Annotated in this window: 22 protein-coding genes; 11 read left to right on the forward strand and 11 right to left on the reverse strand. The window is 67.5% G+C overall.

Annotated elements, in window-relative coordinates; all coding sequences use genetic code 11:
• The first annotated feature begins 14 nt into the window (after window positions 1-14).
• From DV709_RS14365 to DV709_RS14385, 5 genes are all read left to right on the forward strand, one after another.
• Window positions 15-887: a 16S ribosomal RNA methyltransferase A gene (locus DV709_RS14365; protein ID WP_117595087.1), complete on the forward strand. Its 873-nt coding sequence runs from the start codon at window positions 15-17 to the stop codon at window positions 885-887.
• Window positions 880-2,058, forward strand: a complete 1,179-nt coding sequence (locus DV709_RS14370) for a mechanosensitive ion channel family protein (RefSeq protein ID WP_117595335.1) — start codon at window positions 880-882, stop codon at window positions 2,056-2,058. Before DV709_RS14365 ends, DV709_RS14370 begins: the two co-directional genes overlap by 8 nt.
• Window positions 2,055-2,687: a HemK2/MTQ2 family protein methyltransferase gene (locus DV709_RS14375; RefSeq protein WP_232819749.1), complete on the forward strand. Its 633-nt coding sequence runs from the start codon at window positions 2,055-2,057 to the stop codon at window positions 2,685-2,687. Before DV709_RS14370 ends, DV709_RS14375 begins: the two co-directional genes overlap by 4 nt.
• 87 nt (window positions 2,688-2,774) lie before the next feature.
• Complete coding sequence (locus DV709_RS14380; RefSeq protein WP_117595088.1) at window positions 2,775-3,797, forward strand: 5-methyltetrahydropteroyltriglutamate--homocysteine methyltransferase; 1,023 nt, start codon at window positions 2,775-2,777, stop codon at window positions 3,795-3,797.
• On the forward strand, window positions 3,794-4,867 hold the full coding sequence (locus DV709_RS14385) for a methionine synthase (RefSeq protein WP_117595089.1): 1,074 nt from the start codon (window positions 3,794-3,796) through the stop codon (window positions 4,865-4,867). Before DV709_RS14380 ends, DV709_RS14385 begins: the two co-directional genes overlap by 4 nt.
• A 272-nt stretch (window positions 4,868-5,139) precedes the next feature.
• On the opposite strand, the gene DV709_RS14390 is transcribed toward DV709_RS14385, so the two are convergent.
• From DV709_RS14390 to rpl7ae, 8 genes are all read right to left on the reverse strand, one after another.
• Window positions 5,140-5,979: a hypothetical protein gene (locus tag DV709_RS14390; RefSeq protein WP_157972748.1), complete on the reverse strand. Its 840-nt coding sequence runs from the start codon at window positions 5,977-5,979 to the stop codon at window positions 5,140-5,142.
• Window positions 5,976-6,293 carry a 2Fe-2S iron-sulfur cluster-binding protein gene (locus DV709_RS14395; protein ID WP_117595091.1) on the reverse strand — a complete coding sequence of 106 codons (318 nt, stop codon included), beginning with the start codon at window positions 6,291-6,293 and terminating at the stop codon, window positions 5,976-5,978. Before DV709_RS14395 ends, DV709_RS14390 begins: the two co-directional genes overlap by 4 nt.
• A 1-nt stretch (window position 6,294) precedes the next feature.
• Window positions 6,295-7,743, reverse strand: a complete 1,449-nt coding sequence (locus DV709_RS14400; RefSeq protein WP_117595092.1) for a selenium-binding protein SBP56-related protein — start codon at window positions 7,741-7,743, stop codon at window positions 6,295-6,297.
• A gap of 104 nt (window positions 7,744-7,847) precedes the next feature.
• Complete coding sequence (locus DV709_RS14405; RefSeq protein ID WP_117595093.1) at window positions 7,848-8,438, reverse strand: hypothetical protein; 591 nt, start codon at window positions 8,436-8,438, stop codon at window positions 7,848-7,850.
• A gap of 186 nt (window positions 8,439-8,624) precedes the next feature.
• Window positions 8,625-9,104 carry a nucleoside-diphosphate kinase gene (gene ndk / locus DV709_RS14410; protein WP_117595094.1) on the reverse strand — a complete coding sequence of 160 codons (480 nt, stop codon included), beginning with the start codon at window positions 9,102-9,104 and terminating at the stop codon, window positions 8,625-8,627.
• On the reverse strand, window positions 9,101-9,283 hold the full coding sequence (locus DV709_RS14415; protein WP_117595095.1) for a 50S ribosomal protein L24e: 183 nt from the start codon (window positions 9,281-9,283) through the stop codon (window positions 9,101-9,103). The genes ndk and DV709_RS14415 overlap by 4 nt, the downstream gene beginning before the upstream one ends.
• 4 nt (window positions 9,284-9,287) lie before the next feature.
• Window positions 9,288-9,512, reverse strand: coding sequence for a 30S ribosomal protein S28e (locus DV709_RS14420; RefSeq protein WP_058582947.1), 225 nt, complete (start codon window positions 9,510-9,512; stop codon window positions 9,288-9,290).
• Between the two features lie 6 nt (window positions 9,513-9,518).
• The gene (gene rpl7ae / locus DV709_RS14425; protein ID WP_117595096.1) at window positions 9,519-9,881 is read right to left on the reverse strand and encodes a 50S ribosomal protein L7Ae; all 363 of its coding nucleotides are present in this window, start codon (window positions 9,879-9,881) and stop codon (window positions 9,519-9,521) included.
• Between the two features lie 276 nt (window positions 9,882-10,157).
• Here rpl7ae and tmcA point away from each other — a divergent pair, with 276 nt between their 5' ends.
• Together tmcA and DV709_RS14435 are read left to right on the forward strand one after the other, a co-directional pair.
• Window positions 10,158-12,440, forward strand: a complete 2,283-nt coding sequence (gene tmcA, locus DV709_RS14430) for a tRNA(Met) cytidine acetyltransferase TmcA (protein ID WP_117595097.1) — start codon at window positions 10,158-10,160, stop codon at window positions 12,438-12,440.
• A 37-nt stretch (window positions 12,441-12,477) separates the two neighbouring features.
• The gene (locus DV709_RS14435) at window positions 12,478-12,960 is read left to right on the forward strand and encodes a DUF456 domain-containing protein (RefSeq protein WP_394338692.1); all 483 of its coding nucleotides are present in this window, start codon (window positions 12,478-12,480) and stop codon (window positions 12,958-12,960) included.
• A gap of 169 nt (window positions 12,961-13,129) precedes the next feature.
• On the opposite strand, the gene DV709_RS14440 is transcribed toward DV709_RS14435, so the two are convergent.
• Window positions 13,130-14,845, reverse strand: coding sequence for a glutamate--tRNA ligase (locus tag DV709_RS14440; RefSeq protein WP_117595098.1), 1,716 nt, complete (start codon window positions 14,843-14,845; stop codon window positions 13,130-13,132).
• A 131-nt stretch (window positions 14,846-14,976) separates the two neighbouring features.
• On the opposite strand from DV709_RS14440, the gene DV709_RS14445 reads away from it, so the two are divergent.
• Window positions 14,977-15,339, forward strand: a complete 363-nt coding sequence (locus tag DV709_RS14445) for a hypothetical protein (RefSeq protein ID WP_117595099.1) — start codon at window positions 14,977-14,979, stop codon at window positions 15,337-15,339.
• 39 nt (window positions 15,340-15,378) lie between these two features.
• On the opposite strand, the gene idsA3 is transcribed toward DV709_RS14445, so the two are convergent.
• Both idsA3 and DV709_RS14455 read right to left on the reverse strand, forming a co-directional pair.
• Entirely contained in the window at window positions 15,379-16,425 is a 1,047-nt protein-coding gene (gene idsA3, locus DV709_RS14450) for a geranylfarnesyl diphosphate synthase (RefSeq protein ID WP_117595100.1), read from the reverse strand.
• A complete protein-coding gene (locus DV709_RS14455; protein ID WP_117595101.1) occupies window positions 16,425-17,777 on the reverse strand; it encodes a ribonuclease J in 1,353 nt (450 codons plus the stop codon). Before DV709_RS14455 ends, idsA3 begins: the two co-directional genes overlap by 1 nt.
• A 379-nt stretch (window positions 17,778-18,156) precedes the next feature.
• On the opposite strand from DV709_RS14455, the gene priS reads away from it, so the two are divergent.
• From priS to bcp, 3 genes are all read left to right on the forward strand, one after another.
• Window positions 18,157-19,314: a DNA primase small subunit PriS gene (priS, locus tag DV709_RS14460; protein WP_117595102.1), complete on the forward strand. Its 1,158-nt coding sequence runs from the start codon at window positions 18,157-18,159 to the stop codon at window positions 19,312-19,314.
• The gene (locus tag DV709_RS14465; RefSeq protein ID WP_117595103.1) at window positions 19,311-20,249 is read left to right on the forward strand and encodes a hypothetical protein; all 939 of its coding nucleotides are present in this window, start codon (window positions 19,311-19,313) and stop codon (window positions 20,247-20,249) included. Before priS ends, DV709_RS14465 begins: the two co-directional genes overlap by 4 nt.
• Before the next feature lie 66 nt (window positions 20,250-20,315).
• A complete protein-coding gene (gene bcp, locus DV709_RS14470) occupies window positions 20,316-20,774 on the forward strand; it encodes a thioredoxin-dependent thiol peroxidase (protein WP_117595104.1) in 459 nt (152 codons plus the stop codon).
• Window positions 20,775-20,783 lie beyond the last annotated feature (9 nt).

Genomic DNA, 20,783 nt, shown 5'->3' on the forward strand with positions numbered 1-20,783 from the left:
GTGAAAGCCGCCCAATGACTGGGTCGGACGGAGAGTCCCACAGTTCGCAGCGACGCAACCCGGACGCCCTGATTCGACGGGCCGGCGTCCGCGGCGACCCCGACCACGACCAACACTTTCTGGTCGACGACCGCGTGCTCGACCGCATCCCCGACTACCTCCCCGAGGGGACCGACACGAGCCACGTCCTCGAAATCGGCGGCGGTCCCGGCGCGCTGACCGACCGGCTGCTGGCCGTCGCCGAGCGCGTGACCGTCGTCGAGCGCGACCCGACGTTCGCCGCGTTTCTCGAACGGGAGTTCCGCGAGGAGGCCGAAGCGGGTCGGTTGACGGTCGTCGAAGGGGACGCGCTCAACGTCAACCTCCCCGAGTTCACCGCCTGCGTGGCGAACCTCCCCTACGGCGTCTCGAGCGAGATTGCGTTCCGACTGCTGCCGGAGAAGCGGCCGATGGTACTGATGTTCCAGAAGGAGTTCGCCGACCGGATGGTCGCCGAACCCGGCACTCCCGAGTACGGCCGCCTCTCGGTGAGTACGCAGCACTACGCCGAAGCGGAGCTTGTCGAACCCGTGCCGCCGACGGCGTTCTCCCCGCCGCCGGCCGTCGACAGCGCCATCGTCCGCCTGACGCCGCGCGACCCCGACTACGACGTCGACGACGAACAGTTCTTCCTGGACTTCGTGAAGGCGGTCTTCACCCAGCGTCGCAAGACGGTCCGAAACGGCATCCGGAACACGGCACACATCTCGGGGTTGTCGGACCCCGACGCCGTCGTCGACGCCGCGCCCGAAGAACTGCTTCGCAAGCGAGCGGGGAAGGTGACGCCGGAGGAGTTCGCCGAACTCGCCGCCATCGCGTCCGAGTTCCGCAGGGGTGGCGATGGATAACGCGTGGGTCCTCGTCGCGGAGGAACCGAGTTGGCGGGGACTGATTCCGTGGTTGGCGAACGCCGAACCGTACCCCGAGGCGCAGATTCTCGTCACAATCGTCATCTCGGTGGCGCTGCTCGCGTTCAGACGCGGCGCGCACGAGTGGGCCGAGGACCGAGGGTGGAACGCTTCGGAGCTGTTCGTCTCGGGCGTCGTCGCGCTCGTCTCGACTATCGGCATCGTCGTCCTCGTCGGAACGTGGGGTCTGACGAGGGAGCTACGGCGAGCGTACGCGACCCTCGACCTGACGCAGATGCTCCCGAAAGTCGCGCTCGCGTTCATCCTCATCGGGGCCGCCTACGCGCTGACCGGGTTCATCGGCCGCCTCATCCAGCGACTCGCCGGGACGAGCGACATCACCGAACACCAGCGCGAGATCCTCTTTCGGCTGACGCAGGTCGGCATCTACTCGCTCGTCGGGCTGGTCGTCATCGGCCTCATGACCAACGACATCGGCAACCTGTTGGTCGGTGCCGGCTTTCTCGGCATCGTCGTCGGGATGGCCGCGCGCCAGACGCTCGGGTCGGTGCTGGCGGGGTTCGTGTTGATGTTCTCGCGCCCGTTCGAGATCGGCGACTGGGTCGAAATCGGCGACAGCGAGGGCATCGTCACCGACATCTCCATCGTGACGACCCGACTCCAGACGTTCGCGGGCGAGTACGTGATGATACCCAACGACGACGTGAGCGCGAAACCCATCGTCAACCGGACCCGGAAAGGCCGACTCCGCATCGAAGTCGACGTCGGTGTCGACTACGACGCGGACGCGGACCACGCCGCCGAAGTCGCGCACGAAGCCGTGAAGGGTCTCGACGACGTGCTGACGGTGCCGTCTCCGCAGGTCGTGCTCAAGGAGTTCGGCGACTCGGCGGTCATCCTGGGCGTCCGCGTCTGGATAGACAACCCCAGCGCGCGCCGCAAGTGGCGCACCCGGACGGCGGTCATCTCGGCGGTGAAGTCCGCCTACGAGGAGGAGGGTATCGACATCCCGTTCCCGGTGCGCGAACTGATGGGTCGGGGACCGGCGGGCGGTCTCGAACTCGCCGGAGAGTCGCGGTCGATGCAGGCCAGCGCCGACGGCGGCGAGAGCGCCGGCCCGAGAGAGAACGGCGGGGGTGAGAACCAGTGAACGACGACGAGGAACAACCGGAGACGACCCGCGACTCGCTGGCCGACCGACGCGGCGTCGAAACCCACGTGTATCAACCGGCGGAAGACTCGGGGCTGCTGGCGAAAGCCGCGGTCGAACACGCCCGCGGGCGGACGCTCGAAGTCGGCACCGGGTCGGGCTGGGTCGCCGCGAAAGTCGCCGCCGAGACCGACGCCGACGTCGTCGCCTCCGACCTCAACCCCCACGCCTGCCGGCAGGCGAAGGCGCGGGCGGACGACCTGCGAGACGAGGGGGGAGACGGGTTCGACGTCGTCCGCGCTGACCTCTTCTCGCCGTTCGCCGACGGCGCGTTCGACACGGTGCTGTTCAATCCTCCCTACCTCCCCACCGACCCCGACAACGAGTGGGGCGACTGGATGGAAGTCGCGCTGTCGGGCGGCGAGTCCGGCCGAGAGCTCATCGACCCGTTCGTCGACGGTGTCGGTCGAGTGCTCGCCTCGGGCGGGCAGGCACTCCTGCTCGTGAGCAGTCTCTCGGGCTACGACGAGGTGGTCCAGCGCGCCGAGAGCCGCGGATTCGACGTCGACGTCGCCGCCGAGGAGTCCTACCCCTTCGAGACGCTGTCGATTCTCCGACTCGTCGGCTGACTCGCGTCGGACCGTCGCGCCGAGATAACTCTTGGGCATTTTCTTCATTAGCAAATATTAAGCGTCGGCATTTCTTAGCCACGAGTGATGACCGAACTCGTAGCCACGACGCCGGGGCTGTATCCGTTGCCCGACTGGGCGAAACAGCGGCTCTCGGAGTTGAAAGGCCACCAGAAAGGCGACCTCATCAGCGGCGACGAGGGGCCCGAAATCATCGACGCGTACGAGCAGGCGCGCGAAGAAGTCGTCGCCGACCAGCGGGACGCGAACCTCGACCGAGTCGTCGAGGGGCAGCTCCGCTGGGACGACAACCTCGCGCACCCGCTGACCGTCCACGACAGCGTCGAGACGGGCGGCATCGTCCGTTACTACGACAACAACAACTTCTACCGCGACCCGCGAGTCGTCGACGAACTCGGCTTCTCCGGCGACGTGGCGGCGGAGCTGAAAGCGACGACGGAGCTGCTCGACGGCGACGACTCGCTGCAGGCGGTCCTGCCCGGTCCGTACTCGCTTTCCGACCTCGCGACCGACGAGCACTACGGCGACGAGGCGGCGTTCCTGGACGCCGTGGCCGAGTTCCTCGCCGGCGAGGTCGAGGCGTTCCCCGAGCACGAGACGCTGTTCTTGCTGGAGCCGTCGCTCGTCGAGAACGCGCCCGGTGACGGCCTCGACGCGCGAGCGAGCGAGGCCGTCGACGCAGTCGCCGCCGCGACGGACGCCGACGTGGTCGTCCACAGCTACTGGGGCGCGCTGGAGGAGAAAGTGTACGCGCACCTGATGGACGCCGACGTCGACGCCATCGGCTTCGACGTGGTGTCGGGCGACCGCGACCAGACGTTGTACAACGTCAACGAGTACGGTACGAAAGACAGCGTCGCGCTCGGCCTCGTCGACGGCCAGAACACGCTCGTCGAATCGCCGGAGACCGTCCGCGACCGCATCGAGTGGGTGCAGGACCAGATTCCGGCACAGGAGTTCGACGCCGTCTACGCGACGAGCAACACCGAGCTGTTCTACCTGCCGGTGAACAAGTATCGAGAGAAGCTGACCGCGCTGGCCGAGGGCGTCGCCCTCGCTCGCGGCGAGGAGACGGAGGTACAAGCATGAGCCGAGACGCCGACAACAGAGCGCAGTTCCACCCCGAGAACCACGAGAACGACCACTTCCTCCTGACGACGGTCGTGGGGAGTTATCCGAAGCCGAAGTGGCTCAACCGCGCGAAAGACCTCTCGGAGGACGAGGAGGCGCGCTTCGACGCCGACAACCTCGCGGAGGCGTACGACGACGCCTCGGAGGTCATCACCCACGAGCACGAGCGCGCCGGACTCGACACCGTCGTCGACGGCGAGATGCGCAGAAACGAGATGGTCGAGTTCTTCGCGCACCGCATCGACGGCTACGAGTTCAACGGCCCGGTCAAGGTGTGGGGCCACAACTACTTCGACAAGCCGAGCGTCGCGAGCGAGGTCGAGTACGACGAACCGTGGCTGGTCGACGAGTTCGAGTTCACCCGCGACGTCGCCTCCCGGCCGGTCAAGGTCCCCATCACGGGGCCGTACACGCTGGCTAACTGGTCGTTCAACGAGGCGTACGAGAACGAGGAGGAACTCGCGTACGACCTCGCCGACCTCGTCAACCTCGAAATCGAGAAACTCGTCGAAGCGGGCGCGCGCTACGTCCAGATAGACGAGCCCGCGCTGGCGACGACGCCCGACGACCACGCCATCGTCGGCGAGTGTCTCGAACGCATCGCCGACGGCATCCCCGACGAGGTCCGCATCGGCCTGCACGTCTGCTACGGCGACTACTCGCGCATCTACCCCGAACTCAACGAGTTCCCCATCGACGAGTTCGACGTCGAACTCTGCAACGGCGACTACGAGCAGATAGACGTGTTCACCGAACCGGAATTCGAACCGGACCTCGCGCTCGGCGTCGTCGACGCGCACACCGCCGAAGTCGAACCCGTCGAGGAGATAAAAGAGAACATCAAACAGGGGCTGAAGGTCGTTCCGCCGGAGAAACTCACCATCTCGCCGGACTGCGGGCTCAAACTGCTGCCGCGCGACATCGCCTACGGCAAGATGGAGAACATGGTCACGGCGGCCCGCGAAGTCGAGGCGGAACTCGACGCGGGCGAAATCGATCTCGACGCCCCCGTCCCGACCGCCGACTGACGCGCCGCTCCGATTTCGATTTACGGTTAGGCGTCATCATCACGTCGGTCGCTTTGACGACGGCGTCGACGGAGTCGCCCTCCGAGAGTCGGTTGCGTGCGCTGAGTGTCGTGCAGGATGTGTGCCACGAGCAGCCGCAAAGCGTTCGCCGCAACCGGACGAGCGAAAAGCGGACGGAGATTGAGACGGTCGACGCGGCGCCCTTTTGCTGCCGTTTCGGAGCGACCTGAGTGGGGGCTGCGTCTGCAGGCCGGAACGGTCGCGGCGCGCCGCTACTTCGCGACGTCGTGACTCTCATCTCCGGGAATCTGCCCGGAAGATACGACGACACCGGACCCGGCGTCGTCGGTCGCGACGTGTGTTTCGCGCTGGCGTCCGACTCCGTGAGGGTCTGTTCCGTGCGGGCCGACTCCGTGAGAGTCTGCTCCGTGCGAGTGTCTGGCGGTGTGTACGCCGACCGTTGCGAGGACGCCGCCGCTCAGACTGAGCGCGACGACACGCACCGCCGGCGGCAGCACCGCGACCGCCGCGCCGCCGCCGACGGCTCCGAGGACGAAAACCGCCTGAACCGCGAGAACGGCGGCGACGGCCCGTCGGCGGCTTCGCGCGCCGTAGAGAGCGCCGACGGCCGCGGTCTCCCCGGCGGCGTGGAGCGCGAGCACCAGCGCGCCCGCGACGCCGACGACCACGTCGGTGGCCGCGGCGGCGGCGAGGAGCCCCCCTTCGAGCCCCCGGTGGACGAGAACCGCTCCGAACGCCGCGTCGCCGTCGACTTCGCGACCCTCGCGCCGATACAGCAGGGCGGTCGCCGCCGCGCCGCCGGCGCTACCGCCGAGAAGCCCGAAAAGCGGGTCGTCGAAGAGGGCGACCAGGACGGCACCCCCGCCGAGGAGAACGAGCAACGCCGCGAGCATTCGAGTCGGCAGTCCCGATGCGGCCGCGCGACGCGCGACGGCGACGCCCGACACGCCGACGGGAGCGGGGACTGCGAGGACGGTGACGACGACGGCGACGACCGTCGCGGCGGCGACGACCGCGAGAGCGGCGGGTCGGTCGCGGGTTCGGACGCGACCGGAACGACTGTCGGGGAACCGACGGCGGTTCCGGGTCACCGCCACGGGTTCTCCGTTAGTTCGGCCTGCACGTCGGCTCCGACCGCGAGACGGCAGTCCGTGCGCGGTTCGGCGACGCAACAGAGCACGTATCCCCGCCGGCGCTGTCGCTCCTTGAGCGCTCGCGGCGGACGACGGTACTCGACCTCGCCCGCTCGCAACCGGCCGGTACACGTCCCGCACGCGCCGGTCCGACAGCCGAACGGGAGCGCGACGCCCGCACGCTCGGCCGCGGTCAGGACCGTCTCTCCGGGTTCGGCGTCGACGGTCGCTTCCCTCCCGTCGCGCCAACCCAGCGTAACTCTCGCGGTCACATCATATCCACACGTCGCTGGTGCAGTCCGTGTCCGGCCAGCGGATCTCGTGGGCGCGCGCCGGTCCGGCGGGCATCTCGCCGAAGTCGACGAGGAACTCCTCGTCGAGCGTCATCGTCCCCTTCCGGGGATCGACGTCCGCCTTCAACATCACCGACCCGCGCTCGGCCTCCTCCGGGAAGAACTGGTTGTCCCACGTCGAGTACAGCGACGTGGTGAAGTACAGTCGCTCGCCGTCGACCGACAGCTGGAGCATCTGCGGCCCGGCGGCGAGTTGGCGGTCCGCGACCGGGGCCTCCTCGCCGAAGAGACCGCCGACGGCGAGCGTGTCGACCAGCCGCGGATGCATCGGGTCCGAGACGTCGTACATGTGGGCCTCGCCGTGGAGCCAACACGAGAGGAAGAGGTATCTGTCGTCCATCGAGAGGAGGAGGTCGGTGATAACCCCGGGGGCGGGGTCGTCCATCCCCTCGGCCTCCCGCGGTTCGATGTCGATGACTTTCTCGGCCGCCCACTCGCCGTCGCGCTCGTAGGCGTAGAAGACGTTCGACGAGAGCGCCGCGCCGACGAACGCGCCGGCCCCCTCCGGCGAGTGGAAGAACCGAACTTCGAGCGGAAGGTGACCCTCTTCGCCGAGGTCGAGCGTCTGTTTCACCGTCCGGTTCTCCCAGTCCCAGACGTGGATGCGACGGCCGTAGTTGCCGGCCTCGACGTCAGCCGGGTCGAAGCCGGGCTGGTACGTCTTCGGAGCGGCCCACTCCGAGGAGATCATCACGTTGCGCCGGGGTTGGTACCAGAAGTCGTAGTTCATCTCTATCTGGTCCGGCGACTCCCAGCGACCGACGATGTCGAACTCCTCGTTCAGTTCGAGGAACCCTCCCGGGAGTTCGCCGTCGGCGTTGCCGAGCATGCTCACGATAATCGTGCCGCCGGGCGCGCAGTGGACTGTGTGGGGCGCGGAGAGGTCGTACTCGAACACCTCCTCCGGTTCGATCACTTTCGTGATTTCGGGGTGTCGCGGATCATCGGTGTCGACGATGTGGATCCGCGAAGAGCGCTGGCCCGGGACGACGAGATACCGTCGGTCGAGTCCCTCGACGTGGCAGGAGGACGAACAGGCGTTCCAGCCGAAGTGGTGGAGCTCGTCGCCCTTGTTCGGCATCTCCATCCGGTCCGTGACCTCGCCGTACGTCGCCGAGTCGGGGTCGAGGTCGACGACCGCGAGGAAGTCCGGCGCGTCGACGTCCGTTCCGACGTAGAGCGCCGGAACGTAGGCGACGGTCTCGGGTTCGGATTCCTCGATTGCGGCCTGCGGGGTCGCATAGCCCGGACCGCGGTGGTCGTGGTGGTCGTGGTGGTCGTGGTGGTCGTGGTGGTCGTGGTGGTTGTGGTGGTCGTGATCTGCGTGATGGTCCTGCGCCGAATCTTGTGGTTTGTTAGCACTCCCCATAAGTGGAGGAACCTCTCACGCTTTCTTAACTCATTTGCCAGCTTCGCCTGTACATCCCGAATGAGGGATTTTCAGGGGTATCAGCCTCCGTTTCGTCCTGAACGTCACGTCCGTCGTTTGTCCCGCTCCGAGGCCCACCGAACCCCCGCCCCGAGGAGAGCCGTCAGCGGGAAGTCGAACCTCGGCTCCTCTCTCTTCCAGTCGACGACCCACTCGCCCCTCGCGTCCCTTCTGACGGGGACTTCGGTCCCCAAGAGCTCCGAGAGGTCGCTCGGCGGGACGCCGTACCTTCGAAGGACCGCTTCGAGTCTCGACCCCCCGTCGAGTCGCGCGGGGAGCGGGAACCACTCGCTGACGACGGGGCGGTCGGGCGTCGGAATCGCCACGTCGACGCGAACGCCGTCTACCGGGTTTCTGGCGTACGCCGCCGGGCTTCGGCCGGGGCGGCGGCGCTCCGGTTCGACGGCGCGGACGACACCTGCGTCGACGTGGCGTTCGAGCGCGAGCGATTCGAGGTGACGCTCCACGTCGCCGAGGCTTCGACGGTCCGGGACGACGGTCGTCGTTCTCGCGGTGAGCGCGCTCGCGACTCGTGCGAGCAGGAGCGCACCCGTCAAGACGACGAAGACGTACCCGACGAAGACGACGACGAGGAGTATCGCGAACAGGACGAACAGTTGTGAGATGTCGACCATGGGTGACCTTCCGGCGGCGTGGTGTCGCCGCTGATTCAGGCTGAGAGAAGAGGGCCGTGCGCATATCGCTTTGCGCGCGACGATTGAACTCTCCCGGGTTCGGGAGACTCAAGCAGTCGAGACGAACGAAAACGAGCCGAGTACGGCGGTCGCTCGGCGGTCGGAAAGCGAGAGAAAACGCGGAGATTAGTGGTCTTCGTCTTCGTAGAGCCACTGCTCGTCGACGCGTTCGTAGTCGAGCAGTTCCTCGTCGTCGAAGAACAGGCTGATTTCGCGTTCGTTCGCGCCCTCGTCCTCGTGGTCGGAGCCGTGGATGACGTTCCGGCCGAGGTCGAGGCCGAAGTCACCGCGGATGGTGCCCGGCGCGGAGTCGGCGGGGTCGGTCTCGCCCATCATGCGGCGGACCTGTCGGGTCGCGTCCGCGCCCTCCCAGACCATCGCGAAGACGGGTCCGGAGGTGATGAACTCGACGAGGCCGTCGAAGAACGGCTTGCCCTCGTGCTCGCCGTAGTGTTCGTGGGCGAGCTCCTCGTCGATCTGCATGAACTTCCCGGCGACGAGTTTGAGGCCGCGGTCCTCGAATCGGGAGACGATGTCGCCGATGAGGCCGCGCTGGACGCCGTCGGGTTTGACCATCACGAACGTTCGCTCGTCGTGGTGGCTCATTCGGCCCCTCCGCCGGCTTCGGTCCACTCCAAGTCGCGGGATTCGCGGCCGAGGTCGGCGTTCTTCTCGCACTTCGAGGAGCAGTAGTGGATGACGGTTCCGTCGGTGCGGACGAACATCGTCCCCGTTCCGGGTTCGATGTCCGCGCCGCAGTAGTCGCAGTCTCGGTTCTGTGGCATTGGCTTACTGGCCTCCGATGGAGTCCGCGTCACGCTGGGTCTCGCGGAGCTGAAGCACGTCGCCCTCTCGGACGGGACCCAACACGTTGCGCGTGATGATGCGGCCCTGGTTCGAGCCTTCGCGGATGCGGCATTTGACCTGCATGGCCTCGCCGTGCATCCCGGTCTTGCCAACGATCTCGATGACCTCCGCGGACGTCGAGTCGTTGGTACTCTCTTCTGCGCTCATGGTCGCTTACTGCAGGTCCTCGACCTTCGAGGCTATGTCTTCGACGTCCTCGTCGGCCTCGCCGGCGTCGACGATGGCGGCGGCAGCGCTGCCGACTTCGAGACCGGCCGCGTGGCCGATGTCGTCCTGCGTCTCGACGAAGATGTACGCGATGCCCTTCTCGTCCGCGAGTTCGGGCAGGTGCATGACGATCTCCTCGGGGGAGACGTCTTCGGCGACGTAGACGAGGTCGGCGTTGCCGCGCTCGATGGCTTTGGTCGTCTCGTTGGTTCCCTTCTTTACCGTACCGGTGTCTCGGGCGACCTCGAGCGCTTCGAGAGCGCGCTCGGCGAGGTCGGCCGGAACTTCGTAATCAACGTAAACTGGCATTGGTTGTTCACCTCCCTGTTCGTAGGCTCGCGCCCCACACCAGATGGTCGGTCCCTGATGGCGTGGGGCTTCATCAACCTCGAACAGGTTGTACACTCCTGTAACGTAGCACCCCATAAAAGCGCTTTCAAAGCGTACAGGCCGTGGTAGGCCTGCGCATGGCGATTTTCAGAAACGAGAGAGAAACACGTTTGACAGGAACCGAGCGAGTGACGAATCGGTCTGAACCGCCGCCCAGACGAAATCACCATTACCCGTAAGCGACCAGTACGGACGATGGACGTGGCCGCCCTCGCCGACCGCCTCCGCGCCGAGGCCGAGCGTGCGAACGAACGCCGGCTGCTCGTACTCGCGGGCGACCGCGACGCCGGCACCGACGCCGCTTACACCGCCCTCGACGCCGCCGGAATCCCCGACGAGGACGTAACCTTCGTCACCTCGCGCGAGGGGTTCAGATTCGAGCGCTACGCGCCGAACCGCGCTTCGAACCTCCTCGGCCGGACGCGAAAAGCCGTCGTACTCGACGCCCACGAGAAGTTCTCGCCGAACGCGCTCGGACAGGTCGTCGGTGCCGTCGACGGCGGCGGTCTCCTCGTCCTCCTCGCCCCGCCGCTGTCGGTGTGGCCCGAGCGCCGCGGCTGGTTCGACGACCACCTCGCGGTGCCGCCGTTCGACCTCGACGACGTGGGGACGCGGTTCCGGGCGCGACTCGTCGGGACGCTCCGCGAGCATCCGGGGATCGCAGTCGTCGACGTCGATTCCGGGACGGTCGAACGCGACGGCCTCACCGACCCGTGGCCCGCGCGACCGCACGACCCGCCGGAGACTCCCGAGAACGCGGCCTTCCCCGAGGCCGTCTACGAGAGCTGCCTCACCGACGACCAGGCCGACGCCGTCGCCGCGCTCGAAGCGCTCGCCGACCCCGGCCACGCCGTCGTCGTCGAAGCCGACCGTGGACGAGGCAAGTCGAGCGCCGCGGGCATCGCCGCCGGTGCGCTCGCCGCCGAAGGGAGAGACGTGCTCGTCACCGCGCCGGCGTTCCGGAACGCCCGCGAGGTGTTCGTCCGCGCCGCCGCAGTCGTCGAGTCGATGGGCTGTCGGGCCGACGCCGGCGACGACGACCGGCGAATCGAGACGGTCACCGGCGGGCGAGTGCGGTTCGTTCCACCCGTCGACGCCGTCGACCGACTCGGAGAGGCAGATGGCGACGGCGACCACGGCGGCGACAACCCGGACGTCGTGCTCGTCGACGAGGCGGCGGCGTTCCCCGTCCGCCTGCTCTCGAACGTTCTCGACGCGCCCGCCGTCGGCTTCTTCACCACCGTCCGCGGCTACGAGGGCGCGGGCCGCGGTTTCTCGGTGCGGTTCCGCGACCGACTCGACGACAGCGAGTTCGAGGTGTCGGACGTGACGCTCGCGGAGCCCATCCGCTACGCCGGGGGCGACCCGCTCGAACTCTGGGCGTTCCGCGCGCTGCTGCTCGACGCCCGCCCGCCGGTCGACCAACTCGTCGCGGACGCGACGACCGAATCGGTCGAGTACCGCGCGTTCGACCCCGACGACCTGCTGGCCGACGAGCATCTCCTTCGGGAGGTGTTTGGCCTGCTCGTACTCGCACACTACCGAACCGAGCCGAACGACCTCGCGCGGTTGCTCGACGCGCCGAACCTCTCGGTGCGGGCGTTGCTTCACGACGGCCGCGTCGTCTCCGTCGCGCTGCTGGCCCGCGAGGGCGGGCTCCCGGAGTCGACTCGGCGCGAGATGTACGAGGGCCAGCGCGTCGCGGGCAACATGATTCCCGACGTGCTGACGAGTCAGCTCAGAGACGAAGAAGCGGCGTCGCCGGTCGGTTACCGAGTGCTCCGCATCGCGACGCACCACGCCGTCCGCTCGCGCGGCCTCGGCTCTCGGCTGCTCGCCGACGTTCGAGACGAGTTCGACGAGAGCGCCGATTGGCTCGGCGTCGGCTACGGGGCGACGCCGGAGCTGCTCTCGTTTTGGCGCGAGAACGGCTACCGGACGGTCCACCTCTCGACGACGCGAAACGACACCAGCGGCGAGTACTCCGCGGTCATGTTGCATCCGCTCTCGGCGTCGGGTCGGGCGCTCGCGGAACGACACTCGCGGTGGTTCCGAGACAGGGCGGTCGGCGTCCTCTCGGACCCGCTCCGGGACGCCGACGCCGACGTCGTTCGGGCCACGCTCGGTGCGACCGGTTCGGGTGTCGACCCGACGCTCTCCGACCACGAGTGGCGCGTCGTCGTCGGCGCATCGTACGGACCGGGCCTCTACGTCGCCGCCCCCGGAGCGTTTCGGCGTCTCGCGCTCGCCCACCTCGTCGAGGGCATCGTCGACCTCTCGCCCCGCGCGGAGCGTCTGCTCGTCAGAAAAGTGCTTCAGAGCCACCCGTGGGACGTCGTCGCCGACGAACTCGACTACGTCTCGACTGGGCAGTGCATGCGGGCGCTCGGTGCGGCGTTCCGGCCGCTGGTCGACCGTTACGGCGCGGACGAACCGGTCGTCGCCGAGGAACGGACGCGTTTCTCCGACGGTTCCTGAGCGGTACGCCGAAGAGGGGCGTCCGCGTACGGAGAGTATGATCGAACCGCTCGGATGGCTCGCGCTCGCGCTGTTGGTGCTCGGCGTCGTCGGCAGCGTCGCACCGTTGTTGCCGGGCGCGCTCACGTCGCTCGCGGGAGTGTACCTCTACTGGTGGTCGACGGATTACGGAGAACCCGGCCTCCTCGCGGTGGCGGGCCTCACTCTCGTCGGCCTCACCGCGATGATTCTCGACTACTTCGCCGGCCCTATCGCCGCCCGGTACGGCGGGGCGTCGACGGCGACGACGCTCGTCGCGGCAACCGTCGGCTTTCTGGCGTTCTTCGTCGCCGGGCCACCGGGCATCCTCCTCGGCGTCGCCGGAACCGTCTTCGCGCTCGAATTCTACCGGAATCAGGACGCGAACGCGAGCTTCAGGACCGCGCTGTTCGCGACGGCCGGCGTGTTGGCGTCGGCGGCCGTGCAGGTCGTGTTGACCCTCCTGATGCTCGTCGCGTTCGTCCTCGTCGTGTTTCTCTGAGGCCGTGTCGGTGCGAACGTTCAAATACGAAAACGGGACCAACGACCGGCGTGCGCTGACCTTCGCTCCGGACCGGTTCGCGGTTGCGCGACACGGCGGTCCGGAGCCCGCGAGTCGAAACCGGTCGTGTCGCCTGCTCGCCTCCGATTCGACCCTTCGAGCCGCCCGCTTAGTCGTGGCTGAAGTACGTCACCGCCTCACCGTCACCCTGCGAGTCGACGCGAACGAAGCCGACGCGCTCGAACTGGACCACGTCGTCGACGGCGGCGTCGCCGAAGTCGGGTTCGGCGTGACCCGTCACGTCGCCGCCCATCGTCCGCATCGTCACCGAGACGTTCTCGTCGGCCGGGACCCAGTGAACCACGTCGACGCCCTCGTCGCGCACGACGTCGATGTCGTCGCCGACGTATTCGAGCGCGTCGCCCTCGAAGCGGACGCAGCCGTAGCCTTTCAGCCAGACGCGCTCGCCGTCGTTCGGAAGGTCGCCCTCTTCGACGAGCACCGCGTCTCCGGCCGGGACGGTCCGTCGGCCGCGCTCTTCGTGGTCGGGGTGAATCGGCGGTCGACCGGCGTCGGGGCCGCCGGAGAGCGGCAGTTCGACGCCGTCGCGGACGAAGAAGTACCGCGGCGCCTCGTCGTCGACGAGCGCCCGGTTGTTCGCGTAGACGGTGCTCATCGCGAGGTCGACGTTGCTCGTGGAGGTGCCGAGACCGACCATCGATTCGACGATGGCCTCCCCGCGGATGCCGCGCCGTCGAAGGCTCTTGATGGTCGGCGCGCGCGGGTCGTCCCAGCCGTCGAGTTCGCCCTCGTCGATGAGGCGCTTGATGGTCGAAGTCGACATCTTGACGCCGTACTCGTCGATCTGGACGTGGCCCCAGTGGACGACTTCGGGGTACTCCCAGTCGAAGTAGTCGTAGACGAATCGCTGGCGCTTCGCGGAGTCCTGCAGGTCGATGCCGCGGATGATGTGGGTGACGCCCGTCAGGTGGTCGTCGATGCCGGACTGGAAGTCGAGCATCGGCCAGAGACGATACTCCTCGGCCTCCTCGCGGGGGTGCGGCGTGTCGATGACGCGGAAGGCGACGAAGTCGCGCAGCGCGGGGTTCTTGTGCTCGATGTCGGTCTTGACGCGAAGAACCATCTCGCCCGAGTTGTACTCGCCGTCGACCAGCGCCTCGAACTCCCGGAGCGTCGTCTCGGGGTCCTTGTCGCGGTGCGGGCACGCCTCGCCGGAGTTCTTCAGTTCCGAGAACGCCTCCCCCGAGCAGGAGCAGGTGTACGCGCCGCCCTTCTCGATGAGCCGTCGGGCGTGGTCGTAGTAGACGTCGAGGCGGTCGGAGGCCCGAAGCACCTCGTCCGGTTCGAAGCCGAGGTAGTCGATGTCGTCCAAGATAGCGTCGTAGGCGTCCAAGTCGGGGCGCTTCGTCTCGGGGTCGGTGTCGTCGAAGCGGACGATGAACGAGCCGTCGTACATCTCCTTGTACGTCCCGATGACCGCGGGCATCCGCGCGTGGCCGATGTGCCACGGGCCGTTCGGGTTCGGCGCGGCGCGCATCCGAACCTCGTCGTACGCGTCGACGTTCGGGAGGTCCGAGAGCGCTCGGTCGTCTTCCTCGTCTTCGCTGTCGAGTTCGTCAAGCAGGTCGGGTGCGAGTTCGCCCAGTCGCTCGCGGCGCTCGGCGTGGTCCATCCCGTTGACCTCGGCGACGACGCCGCCGACGACGCCGGGTATCTCGCCGCCGTGCGGGCGGAACTCGGGATTCTCGCCCATGAGCGGGCCCATCACCGCGCCGACGTCGGCGTCGCTCTCGTACTTCACTGCGTTGAACAGCGCGTGCTTCTCGGCTTCCGCCTGCACGCGAGTCCGAAGGTCGTCGTCCATTACCGGCGGGTTTCGTCCGCCCGGTAAAAACAGCCGTGGATTGCCCGCAGCGTCGACCACGACACCGGTCCGAGAACGTGACACTCGGCGGTAGCAACAAGCCTATATGACGTCCCGAGCGAGGCCTCGGCGTGAACGCTCGGTCGTGGCTCTCGCTCGACGGGACGCCGGTCACCGAGCGACGCTTTTACTGGGCGTGGATCGCGGCAGCGGCGGGTTACGGCGTCGGCGACGTGGTGACGACCATCGCCATCGTCGCGTTCGCCCCGGGCGTCGTAGAGGGAAATCCGGTGATGGGTGCGAGCATCTCGTCGTTCGGGTTCGCCGGACTCGTCGGGCTGAAACTCGCCGTCTTCGCGCTCTGTCTCGCCGTCAGTCAGTACGCCGCCCGCGTCGGTGACCCGGTGGTTCCGTACGTGCTTCCCGGTCTGCTCGCCGCGGTCGGGGCGGGGCTCACCGGCTACAACGTCTGGTCGATGGTGCAGTTCGGCTGACGGAGCGCAAAAAAGCGCCGAGAGAACCGGAGCGACGTCTCAGTAGCCGCGCGTGATGAGGTAGTCGGCGATGTCTTCGAGGAGCCCTCGCGCCTCGTTGTCCGGCAGCACCGACAGTCGTTCTTTGCTCTGCTCGACGAGGTCTTCGGCCATCTCGCGGGCGTACTTGATGCTGCCCACGGTTTCGAGTTCCGCGACGGCCGCGTCGATGTCCGCCTCGGTCACCTCGTCTATCGACTCGGTGTCGACGAGAGCGGCGATGTCCACGTCGTGTTGGCGCGCGTGCAGCGTGATGAGCGTCTCCTTCTCCTCGACGAGGTCCGACCCTCGCTGTTTACCGAGCTCCTCGGAGGGGACGGTGAGGTCCAACACGTCGTCCTGTATCTGGAACGCGCAGCCGGCGTCGATGCCGTACTGGTAGAGCGCGTCGACGACGTCCTCGTCGGCACCCATCAACACGGCGGGCGTCGACGCCGCCGCCCCGTACAGTACCGCCGTCTTGTACTCGATCATCTCCAGATACTCGTCGGGGAGGATGTCGTTGCGGTGCTCGAAGGAGACGTCGAGCGCCTGACCTTCGCAGATTCGCGTGCAGGTCGTCGCGAGCAGTCGAGTCGCTTCGAGACCACGCTCGGGTTTGGCACCCGTGTCCGTCATGAGTTCGAACGCTTTCGAGTAGAGCGTGTCGCCGGCGAGGATGGCCGTCTCCGTGTCGTACGCCGCGTGTACTGCCGGAACGCCGCGGCGTAGGTCGTCGTCGTCCATGATGTCGTCGTGGATGAGCGTGAACGACTGGATGACTTCGAGACCGACGGCGGCGCGCATCACGTCGACGTCGCCTCCGTCGAGCGCCGGGAACTCGCGGTACTCCCTCGACAGCGGCGACACGTCCGCGAGCGCTTCGGCGGCCAAAAGCGCGACAGCGGGACGGAGACGCTTGCCACCCGCCTCCAAGAGGTAACGCGTGGCTTCGTAGAGGCGCTGTGGTTCGGCCATGGGCACCTCCTCGTCGATGGCCTCGTTGACGAGCTCGCGTCGCTCGCCGACGGCGGCCAGTACCCGCTCTTCTGTCGCGTTCGATGACATCACTGGACCAGCTGAATCATGTTCCCGTTGCTCGTCACGTGCACGTCCCGGCCGAGCGTGTAGCCCTGCGACTCACAGAGGCTGACGTACGGCGCGAACCCTTTGAGGTTCTGGTGGGCCGGAATGACGTGCTGGGGCTGCAACGCGTCGAGCATCGTGTAGTGGCCCTCCTCGCGGAGGTGGCCCGAGACGTGGATGTCGTCGTAGATGCGCGCGCCCTGCATCTTCAGGAGCTTCTCGGACTGGTAGCGCTGACCCTCGTTGGTCGGCTCCGGGATGACGCGGGCCGAGAAGATGACCTTGTCGCCGTCTTCGAGTTCGTACGGCGTCTCGCCGCGGCCCATTCGGGTGAGCATCGCGCGCGGTTCGCCCTGGTGACCCGTGACGATGGGCAGGAAGTTCTCCTTGCCCTCCTTCATGATGCGCTTGAACGTGCGGTCGACCGACTTGCGGTGACCGTACATCCCGAGGTCGTCCGGGAAGTCGACGAAGTTCAGGCGCTCCGCGGTGCCGGAGTACTTCTCCATCGAGCGACCGAGGAGAACCGGCTGGCGGCCGATGTCCTTGGCGAACTCGACGAGGCTCGTGACGCGAGCGATGTGGCTGGAGAACGTCGTGGCGACGATGCCGCCGTCGTAGTCCTCGACGGAGGTCATCACGTCTTTGAGGTGGCGACGAGCGACGGACTCGGAGGGCGTGCGGCCCTTCCGACCCGCGTTCGTGCAGTCCTCGATGTACGCGAGGACGCCGTTGCCCTCGCGGCCGATCTCGCGGAAGCGCTTCATGTCGATGGGGTCGCCGATGACCGGCGTGTGGTCCATCCGCTTGTCGAGACCGTAGACGATGGCACCCTCCGGCGTGTGGATGACCGGGTTGATGGCGTCGATGATGGAGTGGGTGACGTTGACGAACTCGAGTTCGACCTGGCCGGAGTCCCCGATGGACATCGTCTCGCCGGCGCTCATCTTCACGAGGTCGTTGTTGACGTTGAACTTGTTCTCGCCTTGGACCTGCTGTTTCACCAGTTCGATGGTGAACGGGCTGGCGACGACGGGCGCGTCGTAGCGGTGGGCCAGTTTCGAGATGGCGCCGATGTGGTCGAGGTGGCCGTGCGTCGGCACGATGGCCTGCACGTCTCCTTCGAGGTCGCTCATCACGCGGTCGTCCGGGATGGCCCCCATGTCGATGAGGTCCAGGCTGTGCATCTTCTCGGTCTCGACGTTGTCGTGGATGAGAACCTGCGAGAGGTTCAGACCCATGTCGAAGACGACGACGTCGTTACCGGCGCGGACGGCAGTCATCTGCCGACCGACTTCTTCGTAGCCGCCGATGGTTGCGATTTCGATTTCCATGGTTTATCAGAGCATTGAAACGCCACGTCCTGTGGCTGCGGTTGCTCACGCAAATCCGAGGGCGTCAGGGGGCCACCGGCCCCGGCGTCTTGCAGCGCGTCGGTCGCTGGTCCCCGCGTGTGGTCGCGTCCGACCCGATGTCGCGCACGGCACCGCCGCGCGTCGCGTCCACACTTACCCGCGGGCTGTTGGTACTTGTGGGCTACACGCCGGGGTATTAAAAACTACGTGGGTTAGTCGGCCGAGACCGAAACGGCTCGAATCGGACGGCACGGCCGGTGGAGACGGTCGTCGACCGCCGTCGCTCACGAGACGACGACACTCGTCTCGTCCACAACGACAACGCCTTTATCACCCCCCTCGCAACGATGGTGACGCAATGAACCGTCGGACACGAGAGTACCTCCGGGGCCGCTTCGGCGACTACTACCGGAGCGCGGACCTCACGCTGCCGCCGGCGGCCGAGCGGCGCGAGTGGGGTCACATCCCCTGGACCGCCGGCGGCACGACGATGGTCCGCCACCAGTCGCTGCTCGACGTCGGCGACCTGGGCGGCTTCCTCGCCCGCGAGTCGCCGCGGCACGTCTACTTCTCGGCGGCGCGCTACGCCGACCCCGGAGCCAACGAGATGGACGAGAAGGAGTGGCAGGGTGCGGACCTCGTGTTCGACCTCGACGCCGACCACCTGCCGGGCGTCGACCCCGACGCCGCGAGCTACGCGGAGATGCTCGCGGAGTGCAAGGAGGCGCTGCTTCGCCTCCTGTCGTTTCTCGAGGACGACTTCGCGTTCTCGGAGCTGGAGATCGTCTTCTCGGGCGGTCGCGGCTACCACGTCCACGTCCGCGACGAGTCGGTGCGCGAACTCGACAGCGAGGCACGGCGCGAGATTGTCGACTACGTGCGCGCCATCGACCTCGACTTCGACGGCCTCGTCACGACGCGCAGCGAGCGCGGGACGACCCGCCGCGTCCTCCGGACCGAAGGCGGGTGGGGGAAGCGAACCCACACGGCGCTGCTGTCGTTCGTCGAGGAGCTCCAGTCGATGGACGACGCGGACGCGAGCGAGCGCCTCCAGGAGTTCGACGGCATCGGCGAGGGACGCGCGAAGACGATTATCGGGGCGCTGCGGCGCAACCCCGACGCGATTCGAGCGGGCAACGTCGAGGCCGGCGGCCCCGGTCTCCGCCTGCTCGTCGAGACGGTCGCCGAGCGAGTCGTCGCCGACCAGACCGCCCCCATCGACGAACCGGTGACGACCGACGTGCGACGGCTCATCCGACTCCCCGGGAGCCTCCACGGCGGGTCGTCGCTCGTCGTGACGCGACTCGACCGCGAGCAGGTCGAAGGGTTCGAACCCCTCCGAGACGCCGTTCCCGACCGGTTCGCGCGGCGAGATATCGCGGTCGAACTGGACGAACCGGCAGTCGTCGAGTTCGGCGGGGAAACGACTAAGCTATCAGCGGGAGAGAATACAGTGACGGAGAGCGTCGGCGTCTTCCTGATGACGCGCGGGGCGGCGGAGAAAGCCAGAGAATGAACTTAGACGAACTCAGAACGGTCCAGTCGAAAGAGCGCCGAAAGGACGGCCTCCAGCAGCTTCGCGACAGTTTCTACGCCGACGTCGCCGAGTACATCGCCGACCTGAAGGCCGAACGAAAGCGCGTCGCCGACGCCACCGACGACCCGTTTTCGTCGCCCGAAGTCGGCCGCCTCACCGACGAGATAGAGACGGCCGAGGAAGTCGTCGAAGCGGTGTACGAACGCCGCGTCGGCAAGGTGGTCAAACTCGCCAGCTTCGCCGCCGCCGATATGCCCGTCGACGAAGACGGCTTCACGAACGAGGAGCGGGCGCTGTTCGACGACCTCGTCGCGCGCATCGACCGGAACAAGTCGACCGTCCTCGACATCCTCTCGGGCAGACGGAGTCCGCGCGCCGAACCCGACCCGGGTCGCGACGAGACGCCGGAGGCCGGTCCGTCGAGCGCCGGCACCGGTCCCGTCGCGGACGCGACGCCGGACGTCGTCTCCGACGCGCGCGAGTCCCGGTCGGGGCCGTCCGGCGACGGCGACGGTGACGCTCTCGCGGACGCGATGGGCGGTAGCGATGGGTCGGCGGCCGATGCGGCTACCGGCACGTCGCCGTCGTCTCCCGACCCGCCGACGGCCGACGCGGAGACGACGGCGACCCGAACCGAGTCGGAGACGACTGTCGACGACTCCCCGCAGTCGGTTCCGCCGGACACGCCGGACCCGGAGGTCGGGGGCGAGTCCGCTGCGGAGGGAACTGCGGACGCCGATACCGAGACGGACGCGGACGTCGAGCGCACGACGGTCCGCATCACCCAGAACGTCGGCTCCATCTTCGGCGTCGACGAGCGCGAGTACGACCTCGCCGCCGAGGACGTGGTGACGCTGCCGACGGCGAACGCCGAGCCGCTTTTGGCCCGCGACGCCGCCGAGCGGTTGGACTGAATCGAGCGAGCGAACCGACGCGACCGAAGTCACAAACGGTTTTTACGCGGACTCCGAGAACCGACCATGCTCTCAGTCGGCGACGACGCCCCCGACTTCGAACTGCCCGACCAGCGCGGCGAGACGGTTTCGCTCTCCGATTTCTCGGGCGACCGAGTGGTGCTCTACTTCTACCCGCGGGCGGACACCCCCGGGTGCACGACCGAGGCCTGCGGCTTCCGCGACAGCATCGAGCGGTTCGAGGAGCGCGACATCCACGTCCTCGGCGTCAGCGACGACCCGGTGGGCGACCTGAAGTCGTTCGCCGAGGAGTACGACCTCCCGTTCGAACTGCTCTCCGACGAGTCCGGAGAGGTCGCCGCCGCCTACGACTCCTACGGCGAGAAGAACATGTTCGGCAACACCTTCGACGGCGTGTTCCGGAACACGTACGTCGTCGGTCCGGACGGAACCATCGAGCGAGCGTACGAAGGCGTCTCCCCCGAAGGCCACGCCGAGGCCATCCTCGACGACATCGACGCGTAGCGCTCGCGC

It is taken from the genome of Haloprofundus halophilus (genome assembly GCF_003439925.1).
Classification (GTDB): Archaea; Halobacteriota; Halobacteria; order Halobacteriales; family Haloferacaceae; genus Haloprofundus; species Haloprofundus halophilus.

Excerpts from the sequence above, each read along its gene's own strand:
- bcp (WP_117595104.1), top strand. The coding sequence starts at position 20,316 with ATGCTCTCAGTCGGCGACGACGCCCCCGACTTCGAACTGCCCGACCAG.
- DV709_RS14380 (WP_117595088.1), top strand. The coding sequence starts at position 2,775 with ATGACCGAACTCGTAGCCACGACGCCGGGGCTGTATCCGTTGCCCGAC.
- DV709_RS14435 (WP_394338692.1), top strand. The coding sequence starts at position 12,478 with ATGATCGAACCGCTCGGATGGCTCGCGCTCGCGCTGTTGGTGCTCGGC.
- DV709_RS14415 (WP_117595095.1), bottom strand. The coding sequence starts at position 9,283 with ATGCCACAGAACCGAGACTGCGACTACTGCGGCGCGGACATCGAACCC.
- DV709_RS14420 (WP_058582947.1), bottom strand. The coding sequence starts at position 9,512 with ATGAGCGCAGAAGAGAGTACCAACGACTCGACGTCCGCGGAGGTCATC.
- rpl7ae (WP_117595096.1), bottom strand. The coding sequence starts at position 9,881 with ATGCCAGTTTACGTTGATTACGAAGTTCCGGCCGACCTCGCCGAGCGC.
- DV709_RS14405 (WP_117595093.1), bottom strand. The coding sequence starts at position 8,438 with ATGGTCGACATCTCACAACTGTTCGTCCTGTTCGCGATACTCCTCGTC.
- DV709_RS14455 (WP_117595101.1), bottom strand. The coding sequence starts at position 17,777 with ATGGAAATCGAAATCGCAACCATCGGCGGCTACGAAGAAGTCGGTCGG.
- tmcA (WP_117595097.1), top strand. The coding sequence starts at position 10,158 with ATGGACGTGGCCGCCCTCGCCGACCGCCTCCGCGCCGAGGCCGAGCGT.
- priS (WP_117595102.1), top strand. The coding sequence starts at position 18,157 with ATGAACCGTCGGACACGAGAGTACCTCCGGGGCCGCTTCGGCGACTAC.
- DV709_RS14400 (WP_117595092.1), bottom strand. The coding sequence starts at position 7,743 with ATGGGGAGTGCTAACAAACCACAAGATTCGGCGCAGGACCATCACGCA.
- DV709_RS14365 (WP_117595087.1), top strand. The coding sequence starts at position 15 with ATGACTGGGTCGGACGGAGAGTCCCACAGTTCGCAGCGACGCAACCCG.
- DV709_RS14440 (WP_117595098.1), bottom strand. The coding sequence starts at position 14,845 with ATGGACGACGACCTTCGGACTCGCGTGCAGGCGGAAGCCGAGAAGCAC.
- DV709_RS14385 (WP_117595089.1), top strand. The coding sequence starts at position 3,794 with ATGAGCCGAGACGCCGACAACAGAGCGCAGTTCCACCCCGAGAACCAC.
- DV709_RS14465 (WP_117595103.1), top strand. The coding sequence starts at position 19,311 with ATGAACTTAGACGAACTCAGAACGGTCCAGTCGAAAGAGCGCCGAAAG.
- idsA3 (WP_117595100.1), bottom strand. The coding sequence starts at position 16,425 with ATGTCATCGAACGCGACAGAAGAGCGGGTACTGGCCGCCGTCGGCGAG.
- DV709_RS14370 (WP_117595335.1), top strand. The coding sequence starts at position 880 with ATGGATAACGCGTGGGTCCTCGTCGCGGAGGAACCGAGTTGGCGGGGA.
- ndk (WP_117595094.1), bottom strand. The coding sequence starts at position 9,104 with ATGAGCCACCACGACGAGCGAACGTTCGTGATGGTCAAACCCGACGGC.